Source organism: Vibrio sp. 661, assembly GCF_033339315.1.
In the GTDB taxonomy this organism is placed as follows: Bacteria; Pseudomonadota; Gammaproteobacteria; order Enterobacterales; family Vibrionaceae; genus Vibrio; species Vibrio alginolyticus.
Window position 1 is genome coordinate 138,395 of sequence record NZ_JAWOUJ010000010.1, and the last position, 15,069, is coordinate 153,463.

Below are 15,069 nucleotides of genomic sequence, written 5' to 3' on the forward strand. Positions count from 1 at the left end.
TGTCATGACAGAAGTGAATAAAACAGAGCGTACTCCAGAGCAAATTGAACTGATCTGGAAGCACACTCATAAAGATATGAAAGGCGTCTCAAATGGTGTGAAAACCATCGTCTACCCAGCTCCTTATAGCTGTCTCGGAACGGTCGAAGACCTGCCTGAGGATGCGTACCAGGACAAGCTACGCTATGCCCGGTACAAGGAATGCTGTGAGAAACGAGATGAGAAGCTGCGGCCAATCATGGTGGAGCATGGTGTCATCGAGCACTTCGATAGCACAATGCAATGGCGTGACGAGCTCGACGACGTAGCGGTGTTTGCTGGATTTACTCTACAGGGTGAAGCTCTGGAAGCTCTGCTGACGGACGTCAAAGCTGCTGACATTACATATCCCAAAACAGCCGGGCTCAAGTACCTTTGATCTGGCATGTAAATTAACCCCAGGGGGAACAAGCGCCCTCTGGGTACTTGTTTTCCCACAACTAAAAGGTGAAGGAAAATGAAAGCATTAACCAGCCAAGAACTAAATATGGCTTTGGCCGCGTTACGTTGGATGCAGGAGACGATGGAGCAATCGAACCCAAAGGAATTGTCTGATTTCTTTGCAAGACTTCCTCATTTTACTGACGAAAAGCCGTTGAGCGGAGAAGAGATCGACACGCTATGCGAAAAGATGTACTCGCTTGACAAACCAGCCTTGCAAACTGATATAACCGATCTGGTCGATGGGTTAGGTGATAAAGTCTCGGCCTCGGTTGAGATAGGCAATATCGGTGGTGAGCTTTTGCTAAGTGCTAAAGGCTACTCAGATTGCAACTCTGAGGATAACGTTGGATTTCCATTGTTGATAGAAAACAACGCTGGAAATCTCCAATTGCGGGTTTGGGCTGATATAAATAAAGAAGATCCGACGCATGTGATCTCCTTACAAGGAGCAAAGAATGAGATGCGTCAGGAGTAATGCTCAATGAGCGGTAAGTGTGGGAATATCCCCGCACTTTCCCAAGCATCCTAGAGCAGGATTCTTCGGAAAGTGCCTTTGGCGCTTATGTGCGATAGCTGGTCGCCAAAAACAAACAGTACTTATTGTAACCCGCGTGGGGATAGTCCCTGCCGGGGGCTATCTCCATTCAACATGGAGATGACAATTATGAAAATTGAATCTGTAGTTCGTCTTCCAATGGAAGATTCAGGTTTAGGTCACAATATCGTCCGGTTAAATAACCGAAACGTAGACTCAAAGAGAAAAGATCCTAATCGTTTCTTTCGACGTGAGCCAGTAGTGATCTATAACCCCGATAACGGCACAAAAGTAATTCGATATGTAATGGGCAACCCAGGAACAATGTCGATTACCAAAAATGCTGTTGGTCTTGATTACGATGCCGTTGATGCTCTTGGAGTGAAATTTAAAGAAGAGGTATCACTGGAAATGCGGAGAGCTCGCTGGTGGGAAATTTACCAGTGGTTCTGGTTCCACCCTGACTTCTCTATTCGCTTATCAATCCGTCTTGGAGTGGTAGGCGCATTACTCGGCATTCTTGGTTTTTTCACTGGGATCACTCCCATCATTTTAGGCTAACGCCTATCCAAAAGCTCAGAAGCTCCAGAAGGGTGCTTCTGAGCCCACTCTAGAAGGAAATAAGCTTATGTATCAATACGATCATAAAAAACGAAATATTATTGTATCGGTTTTGACTGTTGTGGGTAGTTTGTGTGTTTTGGTGCCGCTTTTGGTCGCCATTTCGTTTGACTGGCCCCCGTTACTTACCGATATGGCCGCATGGTTTGAGAATGCAAAACAATATGCAGTAGCGCAGTTCTGGGGGCTCGTATTTGGAGTGCCTTGTTTATACATTGCATATCGCATTTATAATTGGCTGCCGATCATTCCTTAATATTTCAATATCAAACCCACGGGGGTGTATGTCCCTGTGGGGGCGTGCGCCCTCCATACTTTTTACGGAGGATACTATGCAACATCAACTTGACATGCTTGCGTCAGTTTGTGCTGATGAAACACCCGTTATTCATTCGCGCTGCAAATATTGCCAAATTTGGCGGTTCAGCAGCAAAAGTAGTGATCACTAAGCACGGTGGAGAGCTGTATGTGATCAAACACTGGCTGATGTCTGATGTGATTAGTGGCTTAGTAAACAAAAACCCCGGCATTTTTGCTGGGGTTTTTTACTTATGAGAACCAAACGCCCTAAAAGGGCAAATAGACGTTTCGTGAACCATTTGGATTGGCGATAGACTAAAAAAAATGTCGGCTTTGCTGACGTTGAAAGGTAGCTGGCCTACAAGCAGCAACTACATTCTGAATGGAATACATTCCATCAGAAATCTGATTAAATATTTCGGTGTCAGGCCGAAAATACACCTCAAGAACAGTCCACAAGGACTCTCACAACTTAACCCACATGGGTACACGGGACCTATGTGGTAACTGTGTACCCTTCAAACTTCATTGGAGGATACTATGTCAAATTCAAACTATGGATTCCTAGCACTTGCTTTGCGTCAACGATTGATAAAACGCTGGTCACTGATGCATTCAGTACAGCCTGAATCAGTCTTGGAGCATAGTGCTACCGTTACGTTGCTTGCTCTTCTCGCTGGTCATGTCGCAAACCAAAAGGGGAACAAGGTCGATCTTGCCAAAATGCTTTCCCACGCAGCACTACATGATGTAGCCGAAGTTCTCTGTCAGGATGTTGTGACGCCAGTAAAAAAGGCTAATGACACTTTGGCGAGGGAGTTCGAGCGACTTGAAAAAGCTGCTGAGGAGCAGTTAATTCACACGCTACCTTTGGAGCTTCAAGGTGCAGTCGCGGAAGCATTTGCCCCAGGTGGCTATGAACAGCAACTGGTGAAAGCCTGCGATACCTACGCTGCATATATCAAGTGCAAACTTGAAGTGGCAGCTGGCAATGCGCTGGAGTTCCAAGATGCTCTCGACAAGATGATTGGCGTTGTATCTCAGTTGAAATCTGATTTCCCTGAGATCGAAGCAATAGATCAATGGTTCGGTGCTGGACTTAACTTGTCAGTAGATAAATTGCTGTCATGTAGCGATGACGAAGGTTGCTACATCAAATTTGTTACTGATCAGCGTCCGGGAGAGCCAGATATTCTTGCTGGAAATGAACAATCAGATCTTATTCTGACAGATCTCGAAGGCAAAGAGCTCAAACGAATCAAGCCAACTGCACCTTGGACTCATGAAACACTTTCCATGTTAACCATCTCTTCGGAATGGGCCCGTATGGGAGTTGAGGCATACCTTGGAAAGCAGTGGGTTGGGAGTACCGAAGTATGAATAATAATGACTTCAAACTAGTACAAAGAAATACAGATGAATGGGACAAAATGTGGAACGAATTGGCCCAACATCCATTAAATAATGGCGACGCGGTTTGTGAAGAGTCAGTTACTGGAGAGTGCTGGCAATACATGGGTACGCAAGGTGGTAAGCACAATTTTCGCCACCGCTGTCACCCTAAAACAGGTTGCCGCCAATACCTAGATATCGACGCTGTGACCGTATAAGTAAACCAATCTTTAAACCCTAACGGGGCATCAAAGCCCCTTTGGGGCCTTGGTGTCCCTCAATGACATATTTGGAGGATTCCATGTCAATTTGTGATGAAGCAATGTCTAAGGCCACTAACAAAGGCTATTTAATAACCGCAGAAGGCTGCACTCCAGTCGATATTCCAAAAGAAGACGGATTACAAACTATGTATAAGCTAATCGGCTGTAGCATGGTCCAGAGCTTTGATTGGGAGCTATCGAATGGAAAAACAGTCAGTCTTTATCTTGATGAAGAAGGACTGTTCAGTAGCGGTATCAAGCTCGGTTGTATATTACATGGTGCAGATTCACCTGTTGTAGGCAACATCATCGTGCTGGGTACTCCAGATTACAGCGATGGTGAAGGTTATGACACTTCTGCACCGGAAGACTTTGAAGAGCATCAGTTGATCGCTCGGAAAGGTCTTTTGGACATCTGTGCTTAACTATTAAATCCGAAATCATTAAAACCCTAAGGGGGCACCAATCCCTTAGGGGGAGGTGTCTCCTCAAAAAAACAAGGAGATAGCTATGATTAAAACTCATTTCAATAACCAACTGAAAAAACTTGGCTACCCAGAAGGTCTGACAATCGAGTACAGCCTTAGTTACTGTCAAGGTGATGGTATGAGTTTCTATGGAAACCTCGATGAGGATGATGTAGAGAAGCTTATGCTGCGAATTTATGACCCAAATACAGCAGGTGAAAACGCCGTACTTCGCGTAAAAAACCTTTTGGTTCGTAAAGAAGCATTATCTATGTTGGAAATATTAAGGGAAGCAGATATAGGATGTTGCAGAATGTCGATTGAGCGAAACTCTCATGGGCATCGGTACAGCCACTATAACTGCATGGATCTTTGTCATGAAGTCGATTTTGAAAGTTTCTCTGAGGAGCATTTTGAAGCGATTCGTGCCGCTGGTCTGGTAACAGGTGAAGTGACTGATGAGCACATCACTAGATGGCAAAGCATTTGGAACGACTTTGTGAGTCGTCTCGAACATGACATCAAATCTACATCCCAACAGCTTGAAGCCGAAGGCTATGCGCTGGTGGAAGGTACGCCATACGAAGAAGTTGTTTCCTGGGAGTTTAATACAGCTGACTACACAGTCCAGCTTAAAGAGCATCCCGAGCATGACTTTGATATTGGATGCTGGGACGAAGAGTTAGCATTACAAACAATACAGGATATTGTTGATGGTAAGCAGCGCTATCTGAGGTTGGAAGCTAAGATCCTCGACCGAGAGACGGAAGAGGAACTAGCATCTGAATCTATAGGTGGCCTGGTTATAGATGTTAATGACAGAAGTTATGGAAGTTACCGCCGCGAATTGGTCAGTAATGCCATAGCAGAAGTTCGTAAAATACAGCTCAAAAATGCTATATCAGAACATCATCAAATGCAGGAATCGTTAGTTCGTAAAGCGGCCTAACATTTTTACTTAACCCTAGAGGGGGGCTTGCTCCCCTTGTGGGGCAACCCCCTTCGATTTAAATAATTGAAGGAGAAACACTATGGGATTTTTTAGCTGGAAAACGTGTGATTCAAAAGAAAGCATCTCGAATGTATATTCTGGACGTCAAGTTCGCACTGTTTACTTACTACAACCTCATGGTCAGAAACCATTACAGGAAAATGCTTACGAGGGCTATGGCATATTTGGTGGAGTCAACGCCCATGTCTGGCTGGCAAAAGCAAACTTAGATAAGAACATTGCATCTGGAATGGATGACGAAACTTTGCGGATCATAGGGGTTTATCTGAGCTGTGGCTTTGATTTTTACCGAGATAAGAACAAGCAAGTTTATGCTTGTTCAGACAAGGTGATGGTGATAGAAGCTCTTGGCTTGTTTGACTTCCCGATTGTAAAGATAAATGGTTATGATGAAATGTTCACCGTCGATGGAGTATCTGGCACAATGGAACAGCATGAATGGAATGGACGTTTAACAAAGCAAACTCCGCCTTCAATTGCTTATCCTCTGAAATTTTCGTTTAACGAAAATGCGCGATATGAAGCCTATTCGGCATCAGAGTCGTGTGACAAGCAAGGATATTTCTACGATGATTAACAGTGAGGGGCGAAAGCCCCCACTTTCCCTTAGGTGTTATAGAGCACCTAACGGAAAGTGACGAATTCTACTCTCATTGAGAGTGAAGACGCGATAGCTGGTCGCTAAAAACAAACAGCATTCAATTTAAGTGAAAGTTCTCTTTCACCCTTCATAACCCAGTCGGGTACACCAACCCGACATGGGCCAGGTGTACCTGCAAACTGTAGGAGTACACCTATGTCTAACATTGCAATTCTGCAACATCTGCAACAACGTATGCTTGAAATTTCGAATGCGGAAAAACTACCTCTCCATTTCAAATCTAATTTGGAGATTGATGGTAAAGAGCTCGAACGTTTCAAAAGCAACCCAAGCGGTAAATTCGTTTGGTTACTGCGTCCTTCTGGAACTCAAATCGTTCCGGTCGGACTTGGCGTTAATCCCGTTCATATAACGTATTGGATCTGGTCAGAACAAGGACCAGAAACCAAAGCGTTTGTCGTGGATATCAACGCTGGCACCATAGAGAAGATTACTCATGAACAAGCAGAGAGCCTCATTATGATGCCTCCTTGCAAAATCTCTACTCTAATGAGTAAAGAAGAAGTAATCGAGAAAGTAGCTTACGTTCTCCGCGAAGGCGTAAACAGTAAGATTTGGGGAGCTTTTAATCCTCCATCTCTTGATGATTACGCTAAGTGGAATTGGATCGACTGGCTAACTTACTTCAAATCATCAGGTAATCACCTGATGCAATCCTTCTTGGGTAAGGCCATACGCAGAGTTAATGGTCAATAGCCCAAAATCAAACCCCAGCCGGGGAGAGCATCTCCGGTAGGGGAGCCTCCTTGGCTATTTTTTCCCGGTGTCGGGGTTTCCCTAAAGCCCCTGATACGGGGGGACTTAGGGAAGCCTCGATGTCGGGGTTTCAGCTAAGGAGAAACACTATGGATAACTCATATTTCTATAAAGCAGACGAAGTTCGTAGCCTCGCTAAGGGTCAATGGCTTTTCATTTTGGCGCATTTAATGCCTGAACTGGAACCAGCACTCAAAAAAGCGGGAAAGTCCCATGTTACATGTCCGTTTCATGGTGGAAAAAAAGACTTCCGTATGTTCAAAGATGCTCACGAAACAGGTGGTGCTATTTGTTCTTGCGGTTCTTGGCATGATGGCTTTGAGCTATTAAACCAAGCAAGAGGGTGGGATTTTGCTGAATGCCTACAGCAAGTTGGTGACTTGTTGATGGCTCCAAAGCATTTCAAGCGTCAGCAAAGCTCCAATAATACAAGTTCACCGCGCCGAGCACAGCAATCTGCTCCGGCAAAAGTGAATAACACCAAATACGATCCAAATCGTCGCCCTAAGTATCAGGGCACTTTAATTGCTCACGGTCAAGCTCCTTACCAGGACGACCCGATAAATGAACCAAGCTATTTTGCTTACATTCGTTTATCAACGGGCAATGAACGTAAGATTTGGGGCGTTGATCTAGAAAGAGCAATCGGAGAATGCGGTGCTGTATATGGTGATGAAGTCACTCTCACAAATTTGGGACGTGAAGCTGTTACCGTAATGCAGCCTGTATTTGAAGAAGGCACTGGAGAGATCATTGGTGAGAAACCAGTTCAAACACATCGCAATACGTGGTTGGTTGAAGTGAAAACTAAGAGTGTTCGTACTGCTAAACCAGAGTCTGTAGCGCAGGCAAAGGTTTCAAACAGCAGCTATGTCTCTCACTCTGCTCCTGGTTCTTATAACGAAGAGTCATGGGCTGATTCAAATGTTCCGACAGAACAACATGAGGATAATCATTCTTCATGTAGCCCTGTTGAGCATCACCAAGAAGCCGTAGTTGAACAAGAACATTCAGAAAGCAAGGTTGTTCCGCTCTTTGCTGAGCAGTCAAAGCCTTGGTTGATGGAACTTCAAGAGGAAATGCAAAAGAGAGCTCAACGCGAACGTGTTTACAATGCTCGCCTTTGTGAAAAAATTGAGAAGATCTGGAATGAATGTTTGCCCTTTAACTGTGCAGCAGCTGAGCCGTTACGTGCCTATTTCGTCAATCGCAAACTTTTGTTTGCACATGATGTAGTAGAACAGACAGACAGCCTGCGATTCCACCCAAGTATGTCCTATTACGATGAAGATGGTAATGAGGTTGGAAAATTTCCAGCCGCAGTACAAGCCATCCGAGACGCGAAAGGAAACTTGGTTACTTTACATCGTACATATCTGACCAAAAGTGGTAAGAAGGCCAAAGTAGAATGCGCTAAAAAGATGATGCCTGTTCCTGATGGATTGAGTGTCACTGGCGGTGCAGTTCGCTTAGGTATGCCAACAGAAGGAGTATTAGGTTTGGCAGAAGGCTTGGAAACAGCATTGTCTGGGTTCCGTGCTACTCACATCCCTACATGGTCCACAGTGAATGCTACTCTTTTGGAAAACTTTGAAGTTCCAGACGAGTTAGACATCCACACTGTCGTTATCTTTGCAGATAAGGATAAGTCGCTAACAGGGGAACGCTCCGCAAATGTGCTGAAATCTAAGCTTGAAAAGCAAGGATATACAGTTCATGTGCTGTTACCTAAGCTGCCCATTCCACCTCGTGCAAAAGGTATAGATTGGAACGATGTCCTGGTAACTCAAGGACAGATGGGATTCCCGCCGATTAGTACACTCCGCGAGTTTATTGCGCGTAGGGCAGGTGCTTATGGGCGTGTATAACCTAGCAGAAGTAAACACTGAGCCAGGTAACGAAGCTACTTGTCCCTTCTCACCTCCTTTGGGGTGGGAAGGTGATGAGAGCGCCTATCTAGAATTGATGCGTCAACGTTACAAAGACAGAAACTTCAACCAATTAATAATTGGAACTGTCTGGTGTTCAAAAAAAATGGACATACATTACTCTGGGCCGTTTGCAGAACAGGCAGCTCAGATTGTTAATAAACTCCGGTAGCATTTTAGCTACCGGACCATCTAATTACTGAGGGGAACCAAACCTGATGGGTCTGTTCGTCTCACCAAAGGAGAATAACTATGGATATGCCGCAACATCTTCGAAACCCAATGGTAGTTGAAGATGCAATGAAAAAAGCTGAGCCGCTTGCAAAGCAAATGGGGCTTAGTTCTATACCTGACGACATGCTTGAGTTGATCTGTCCGAACTTAACTTTCGCAGGACAATTCACGCCAGGGCTTTACGCAAGATTTCAGAGTGTGAAGCAACTACTGAAATCACTATCGGAACAACACAAACCTAAGCATGGCCATATTGTGAATTTAACGACACAATATGCGAGTTACGAAGAAGCAGTCTTGCTTTTACGTGAAGGTGAAATCAGAGGTGAGAATTTGATAGCTTCTGTGGGTGGAAAAAACCTAGATGATTTCGATATGCGAGATTATGGCATAGCGATGCATGTTGGCTGCGGTGGACCATTTAACCCCATTACTGATAAGCATATTCAAACACTATTCGAGTTCGATATGTTTGAGACTACTTATAACTTTTGGGGAGCTTATTGTGGTAATGGAATGATTGAAGTTACTGTTCCAATGAAGCGATGGTTTTTAACTTTGAATGAATAAATATTAATTTTTCAGTTTAACCCTGGAGGGAGATGTGCCCTCTAGGGGCTCTCTCCTTAAAAACTAAGGAGATAACAATGATTAAGTATATTTTTAACACTTCATTAAGGCAGGAAGTGATTATTGATACCGATAGCAATATTGATGGATATCAATACCACTATATTAATGTTGTTGAACACATTGCTTCTGGTGGAGAGGTTCAAAGGTTTTATCAGGCTGTCGTTGTAACAAAAACTAGTAGTCTTACTTACCACGATAGTTTTGCTACAGACTGGTTTTTGATTAAAAACAATAAACTTTATGTTTGTACTGATGAAAATGGGGAATGTCTTGTTGAATATAGCTCTGAGCATGAAGGCGAAACATTGCCCCTGACTCCTTTTTCCCGAATTGAAATATGTGTAAATAAGAAGGACTCGGCAATTGGATACGCCGTAGCTGAGTTCGCAAAAAGTGTTATAGACAGGGTATTCAATGTCAATGTTGCAAGTATCCCTGTCGTTAACCTGGGATAGTTCAAAAGCGCAGGGGGAAACCCCTCGCTTTCCTAAGCATCCTAAACAGGTTTCTTAGGAAAGTGCCTTGAGCGCTGATGTGCGATAGCTGGTCGCCATAAATAAACAGCATTAATTCACTTTTTATAACCCACGAGGGTACATCACCCTCTTGGGGTTGGTGTACCCATTTGAAAGGAGTACACCATATGAACCAAGCACTTCAATTGAACCCAACTCAAGTACGCGAACAAGCATCGGTAAGAAGGCTGGATTTTTAAGGCTTTGTTCATGCATTATAAATCTGCCGAGATTGGGCATTTCCGCGTTAGTTAACTAAGTGTTCTCTGGTGTATAAGTGTAATTCTATAGTAGAACCAAGAGTCTTATTATATGGGCAAGTTAGACGACACCGGAGAGTATTTACCTTTTGCAAAGAAGCATTTGGTATTAGGGAAAGATAACGGCGACACAAACATTAGCCTTAAATCAATTTGGCCGGAACCTAATTGGCAAGAATTGTGTGATGATGGTCTGTCAGTTGAAGTATGCGCATATTTATCGGTTTACTATTCTGGTTGGAGGAATAACCCCCGTCCAGCTCAGCCATCTGTCAGTCAAGAGCAATGGACAAACGCATACGAAAAATCACTACTTGTTTTGCAAGAGTTGTTTGAAAACGTAGCTGACAATGATGATGTAAAGTTGCTACCGGAACGATTTCGGAGTCGGATGGGTATCCCTAAGAAAACTGGTAGGCAACATATTAGAGATGTTTACCCATTGTACGCTGTTGGTAGAGGTGAAAATAGAACCTACAAAACTCCGTTTGCCTTGACGCTACGACAATCATCTTTAATTCATTTGCTGCCAAAATTAGGGTGGCCTTATACAATCAAGCCATACAATGTTGACCTATTTCCGGTGGCCTTCGAGGGGGGATTCTACCGACTGTGCTCGATACAAGGAAAACGGTTTGTATATAAAGAAACAGAAGAGTTCCCTAACAAATTCAAAAGTGAAACGGATGCTATAAATGCATTACGTTGTCACATGAATTTAGATGTATCGCCCTATATCCCCAGAAAGAAAATCGAAACGATAAGAAACATACAGCTCAGCTATGATGTTACACCAGAACAATTCATAAACACGTTCAATTTTAGAGGAGTTCAGTTTGGGAGCTCTATGCCAGACAAAGAACGTCAACTGTTTGTAAACAATAGCTTTTATGCATTCAAGGTATTAGCTCATATATTAGAGATACCAGACGGATGGATAGGGCTTGGAGGACAACTTGGCATAGCTTTCGGCGCAAGGGGGCAGGGGAAAGCAAGCGCCCATTATGAGCCAGACCTAAATATCATCAATTTGACTCGGCGGAGTGGACCTGGTGCAATTTCTCACGAGTGGTTCCACGGAGTTGATGCTCTTCTGGCAAGGTCTAGAGGATATGAGGGTAAATTGATCAGTGAGTTTATTACTGGCGTAGACATGGAAAACGCACCTGATAAGTTCAGGAAAAACATTCTCCTTATGAGGAATATCATTACTAAGCAACTTTGCTCTGGTACTAAGTATTTCAATCAATCACAGAAACTGGCAGGCCAGAAGGGAGCGCGAAAATACTGGATAGAAAGAAGCGAGATGTTAGCCAGGGCTTTTGAAGCTTTTGTCCAGGACTCACTTATAAGCAAAGGAATAAGTTGTGATTGGCTTGTTATGGACACTTTACTTTCAGATGTGCCTAAAGAACATCATGACAAGCATCCTTACCCGCAAGGCGATGAACGCAAGAATTTAAACTACTCGATGTTTAATCTAATGAAAGGGATTTGGAGTAATTAGGTTTAGCTTCTTGATAAAAAGTAGTCGAGTAGAGCACCTTTTCTAATCTCCTTTTTTTTAAACTGATCAAGCATATAGAAAAAATCAACATGATCGATACCATACAAGTCAAGGAGAGCTAATGCATCAAATAGGTCAATCCCAGTATGACCATTTTCGAACTTGGAAATGAAAGATTGGTTAACACCGATATGGTTGGCCGCGTCAGCCTGAGATAAGTTGCTTTTTTTCCGAAGCTCCTTAAACAGGTCACAGACAAATAAATATTCACTTCCTCCTTTCTGATAGAAATTCACAAAACACCTTGAAAATTATCTAGTCCACGAGTTACGCATGAACATGCGCGTCAACGAAGCGACAAAATTGGATTTCTCTTGATCATTCATCCGGGAAAAGTTGGCAAGATACATTTCCCGTTGAGTTACGATTGTCATTAGATTTGCCTCTAGCGGAGATGATGAGTCAATCAATAACTGAATGCGTTCAGGGATCTCCTCGGCAGTGCTAATGTCAAAATTTGTATTGTTTAACAAGAACATGCTGTTTCACCCATAAGAACCCCGTGGGATTATACACCCAAAGGTCAATTATTCCGAGTGGAATAATTCGCAAGACTTTAGCCGAAAACCAACCGGATTGGCTGGTGGTGAAATATGCAACCTGAGGGAGGACTTTTTTGTCGCCACAAGCCAATGTTTTCGCACAATATAGTTTGTACACAGCTAGGACAGTAGATCAGGCACTTACAGCAATCGGTACAATAAAGTTTTGTTACTATCGCGTATTGTCTGCTTGCTGCTGCGTCTGGACCTAGCTCTGCCCTACAAAACTCATGGTCTCTAAGGTTCTGATTTAGCGAAGGTTAGAAATTAGTGTACAAACTTTATTATTCCAAACCTGCCTTTATGTACAAACTTTCTGGTCACTGTACAAACTTTATTGTTCCAGAACAGCCAATAACTGGTGTAATATTAACCTTAAATTCTCTACTTACGAAAATGTACCTTTTCCAAAGTAGAGCTTGTAAAATTTAAAGGTCGAATAGTTTGCGACTCACTTTTCGCGCACGAGGGGCATAAAGTCACGTATAAGCACCTTTTTGAGTGGATAAAAGGAACGATAGCCGTCCTATTCTAAAACCATGATATACCGGGTGGTTTAGCAGTGGCGTTATCCATTTTGGCGAACTCTATTCTACATAGAGTTGTATGTTGGCAAACTTTATTTTACCTACACACTTTTATTTTCATATTTCGGCACAACAAGGTACGGAGGCGGAAAATCGTGGATTTAACTGAAATGGCACTAGTAGCAGCAGTACTTTCAACTCTTGGTTTTGCAGTTACCCTTATACGGCATGTCTTGTTTAAAAGGGAGTTCTATAAACTAAAAGAGGACATGAAAAAACATACTCTTGAGCACGGTGTTAACGAGCAGCTATGGATTTTATTTGTTACGCGGTCACGGAAGATGCTTAGGTTCTGGAGGTAACATATGCTAAATAAAACAAAGTTTGAAAAAGTTCTAAGTAGAGTGATCAACAAAAACAGCGCTCGTTGCTCAAAGTGCAAGCGAATGTTTACTCAGCCATGTCATACCTTTGGTGGTCTCGATGCAGAGGGCAAAGTTCATAATGTAGCTCTATGCTGTAGAGACTATATTGTAGACATGCGCCATTATGGTGTTTATACAACCCTTCCAGTTAATACAGCAGAAGGTGAACGCCAGGCCAAAGAACTATTAGATTCCCACCCCAAAGACGCAAGCAGGTATTGACTGTTCTAGTGAAACAGCGAGCAAAACCAAGATTGCACCAAACGAACAAAGAGTAAAAGTAATTAAAAAACAGCCAGATACAAAGCTGTTCTAACAAAACAAAGACAAAATTCCCTTTATTGTCCCAAAAGAACACTCGAAGAGAAGCCAATGTGTAACGGAAAAGTTATTTTTGTTAGCCAGAGAGAGGCTGAGACTATTCACCCAGAGCCCGGAGTAGCAATGATTTCTATCACCGATCCGGGAAAACCTTTAGCTGAACTAGGTTCCTGGGAGCTGATATACAGAGATTCTTTTTTTGATGGAGGCTATAGTGAAGACGCTATCCACATCCATAAAGATGAGTTTCGAATGCGCTATTGTTCTTATATTGATTCAGAACAGGCAGAGAAACTAAAAAATTTCATATCTCAACTAATCTCTTCTGGAGTGAATAAAATCTACGTTCACTGCTATTTTGGTCGTTCACGCAGTGGAGCTGTTGCTAAATACCTGGTGGATCAGTTCGGTTTTGAAAGCAATAAACCAATTGAGAGCCCAAATATGACTGTATATAAATTGCTATGTAATCCAGTACGGTTTGAACCCTTGATCCAGCAATATGAACAAGCTGCTAAAGCTCCTAAAGAAGAAAAGCAACCAACAATATCCCAGAAGTTCGTAGATTTATTGATGGTAGCTTTAGGGCTTAAAAAATAATCAGTGAATGTGGCCCCTACTCTCGATACAACGTGCATGAAAAGAAGAGAAACCAACATGGAATATCACGCTAACAACATAATAACTGCGGAACAACAAGGAGAGCTGATCACCGCAGAACAGATTAAGAGCAGTATAAAAACTAACGCGGCATCAGCCTATTTACTTAGTCTCCGCTCAAAGCTTAGCCGTCAAAAAATGGGTTACTTCCTGAATAATGTAGCCAAAATGACGGGCAACCAAAGCATGTTTCATTGTGACTGGGGGACAATGAGACGCCACCATGTCCAGGGTATTATTGACTTGCTTATTGATGCAGGAAGAGCTCCAGACACCATTAACACCTATCTTGCTGGGTTAAAAGGCGTCGCTCTTGAAGCATGGACAATGAAGCAGATTGATATGGAAAGTTATCACCATATCAAGCAAATAAAGAATGTGCGTGGCGAAAGAATTCCCAAAGGGAGAGCGCTAGAACGTCATGAAGTTGCCCAGCTTTTCAAAGTGTGTGATGAAGACTCACGATGTAAAGGAGTTAGAGATAGTGCAATTTTTGGGGTGCTTTTAGGCTGCGGTTTAAGGAGAGGTGAAATAGTGGCCCTAGATCTAGGCCATATAAATTGGCGAGAACAAGCAATTACAGTTATGGGTAAAGGTAATAAAGAACGATTGGCCTTTATGCCCGACGGAACGCTTAGAAGATTAAAATTGTGGGTTAATGATGTTCGAGGTGAACAGCCTGGGCCTCTTTTTCCAAGAATTCGACGACATGATGATGTACAAGACAGTCGAATGACAGATCAGGCAATCTACGAAATCTTGAGAACTCGACGAATGGAAGCTGGGTTAGAGCATTGCTCTCCTCATGATTTGCGTCGGACTTACGCGAACGACTTATTGGAAACTGGCGTTGATATCATGACCTTAAAGGATATGATGGGACATGCTAGCGTTACTACCACTCAAAGGTATATTCGCATCAAAGATGAGCAAATGCGAAATGCAAGTAAGAGGTTGGTAATTTAAC

The 15,069-nt window shown here is 43.0% G+C and carries 18 protein-coding genes; 17 read left to right on the plus strand and 1 reads right to left on the minus strand.

All coding sequences use genetic code 11. The annotated features are described in order from the left end of the window. The first annotated feature begins 4 nt into the window (after positions 1-4). The 15 genes from R7P69_RS17015 to R7P69_RS17085 all read left to right on the plus strand — a co-directional run bounded on the left by R7P69_RS17015 (position 5) and on the right by R7P69_RS17085 (position 11,567). Entirely contained in the window at positions 5-418 is a 414-nt protein-coding gene (locus tag R7P69_RS17015) for a hypothetical protein (RefSeq protein WP_014386763.1), read from the plus strand. A 78-nt stretch (positions 419-496) separates the two neighbouring features. Then, positions 497-958, plus strand: a complete 462-nt coding sequence (locus R7P69_RS17020; protein ID WP_014386764.1) for a hypothetical protein — start codon at positions 497-499, stop codon at positions 956-958. Positions 959-1,147: 189 nt separating this feature from the next. Beyond that, a complete protein-coding gene (locus R7P69_RS17025) occupies positions 1,148-1,579 on the plus strand; it encodes a hypothetical protein (RefSeq protein ID WP_014386765.1) in 432 nt (143 codons plus the stop codon). Positions 1,580-1,646: 67 nt separating this feature from the next. Next, on the plus strand, positions 1,647-1,895 hold the full coding sequence (locus R7P69_RS17030; protein ID WP_014386766.1) for a hypothetical protein: 249 nt from the start codon (positions 1,647-1,649) through the stop codon (positions 1,893-1,895). Between the two features lie 116 nt (positions 1,896-2,011). Further along, positions 2,012-2,194 carry a hypothetical protein gene (locus R7P69_RS17035; RefSeq protein ID WP_138221989.1) on the plus strand — a complete coding sequence of 61 codons (183 nt, stop codon included), beginning with the start codon at positions 2,012-2,014 and terminating at the stop codon, positions 2,192-2,194. A 285-nt stretch (positions 2,195-2,479) separates the two neighbouring features. Then, positions 2,480-3,319, plus strand: a complete 840-nt coding sequence (yfbR, locus tag R7P69_RS17040) for a 5'-deoxynucleotidase (RefSeq protein WP_014386768.1) — start codon at positions 2,480-2,482, stop codon at positions 3,317-3,319. Next, positions 3,316-3,549 (plus strand): hypothetical protein, encoded by a 234-nt coding sequence (locus R7P69_RS17045; protein WP_014386769.1) that lies wholly within the window; start codon positions 3,316-3,318, stop codon positions 3,547-3,549. The genes yfbR and R7P69_RS17045 overlap by 4 nt, the downstream gene beginning before the upstream one ends. A gap of 83 nt (positions 3,550-3,632) precedes the next feature. Beyond that, positions 3,633-4,019 carry a hypothetical protein gene (locus tag R7P69_RS17050; protein ID WP_014386770.1) on the plus strand — a complete coding sequence of 129 codons (387 nt, stop codon included), beginning with the start codon at positions 3,633-3,635 and terminating at the stop codon, positions 4,017-4,019. 85 nt (positions 4,020-4,104) lie between these two features. After that, positions 4,105-5,010, plus strand: coding sequence for an NgrC (locus R7P69_RS17055; RefSeq protein WP_138221991.1), 906 nt, complete (start codon positions 4,105-4,107; stop codon positions 5,008-5,010). Between the two features lie 82 nt (positions 5,011-5,092). Next, positions 5,093-5,650, plus strand: coding sequence for a hypothetical protein (locus R7P69_RS17060; protein ID WP_014386772.1), 558 nt, complete (start codon positions 5,093-5,095; stop codon positions 5,648-5,650). Positions 5,651-5,869: 219 nt separating this feature from the next. Further along, the gene (locus tag R7P69_RS17065; RefSeq protein ID WP_014386773.1) at positions 5,870-6,430 is read left to right on the plus strand and encodes a hypothetical protein; all 561 of its coding nucleotides are present in this window, start codon (positions 5,870-5,872) and stop codon (positions 6,428-6,430) included. Positions 6,431-6,579: 149 nt separating this feature from the next. Then, entirely contained in the window at positions 6,580-8,358 is a 1,779-nt protein-coding gene (locus tag R7P69_RS17070; protein ID WP_041154738.1) for a toprim domain-containing protein, read from the plus strand. 312 nt (positions 8,359-8,670) lie between these two features. Next, a complete protein-coding gene (locus R7P69_RS17075) occupies positions 8,671-9,222 on the plus strand; it encodes a hypothetical protein (RefSeq protein WP_032073025.1) in 552 nt (183 codons plus the stop codon). Positions 9,223-9,299: 77 nt separating this feature from the next. Beyond that, complete coding sequence (locus R7P69_RS17080) at positions 9,300-9,740, plus strand: hypothetical protein (RefSeq protein WP_014386777.1); 441 nt, start codon at positions 9,300-9,302, stop codon at positions 9,738-9,740. Positions 9,741-10,112: 372 nt separating this feature from the next. Continuing rightward, a complete protein-coding gene (locus tag R7P69_RS17085) occupies positions 10,113-11,567 on the plus strand; it encodes an LPD1 domain-containing protein (protein WP_014386778.1) in 1,455 nt (484 codons plus the stop codon). A gap of 2 nt (positions 11,568-11,569) precedes the next feature. On the opposite strand, the gene R7P69_RS17090 is transcribed toward R7P69_RS17085, so the two are convergent. After that, entirely contained in the window at positions 11,570-11,863 is a 294-nt protein-coding gene (locus R7P69_RS17090; RefSeq protein WP_014386779.1) for a helix-turn-helix domain-containing protein, read from the minus strand. Positions 11,864-13,493: 1,630 nt separating this feature from the next. On the opposite strand from R7P69_RS17090, the gene R7P69_RS17095 reads away from it, so the two are divergent. Both R7P69_RS17095 and R7P69_RS17100 read left to right on the plus strand, forming a co-directional pair. Further along, positions 13,494-14,042 (plus strand): dual specificity protein phosphatase family protein, encoded by a 549-nt coding sequence (locus R7P69_RS17095; RefSeq protein WP_014386789.1) that lies wholly within the window; start codon positions 13,494-13,496, stop codon positions 14,040-14,042. Between the two features lie 57 nt (positions 14,043-14,099). Then, positions 14,100-15,068, plus strand: a complete 969-nt coding sequence (locus tag R7P69_RS17100) for a tyrosine-type recombinase/integrase (protein ID WP_014386790.1) — start codon at positions 14,100-14,102, stop codon at positions 15,066-15,068. Position 15,069: the final 1 nt, after the last annotated feature.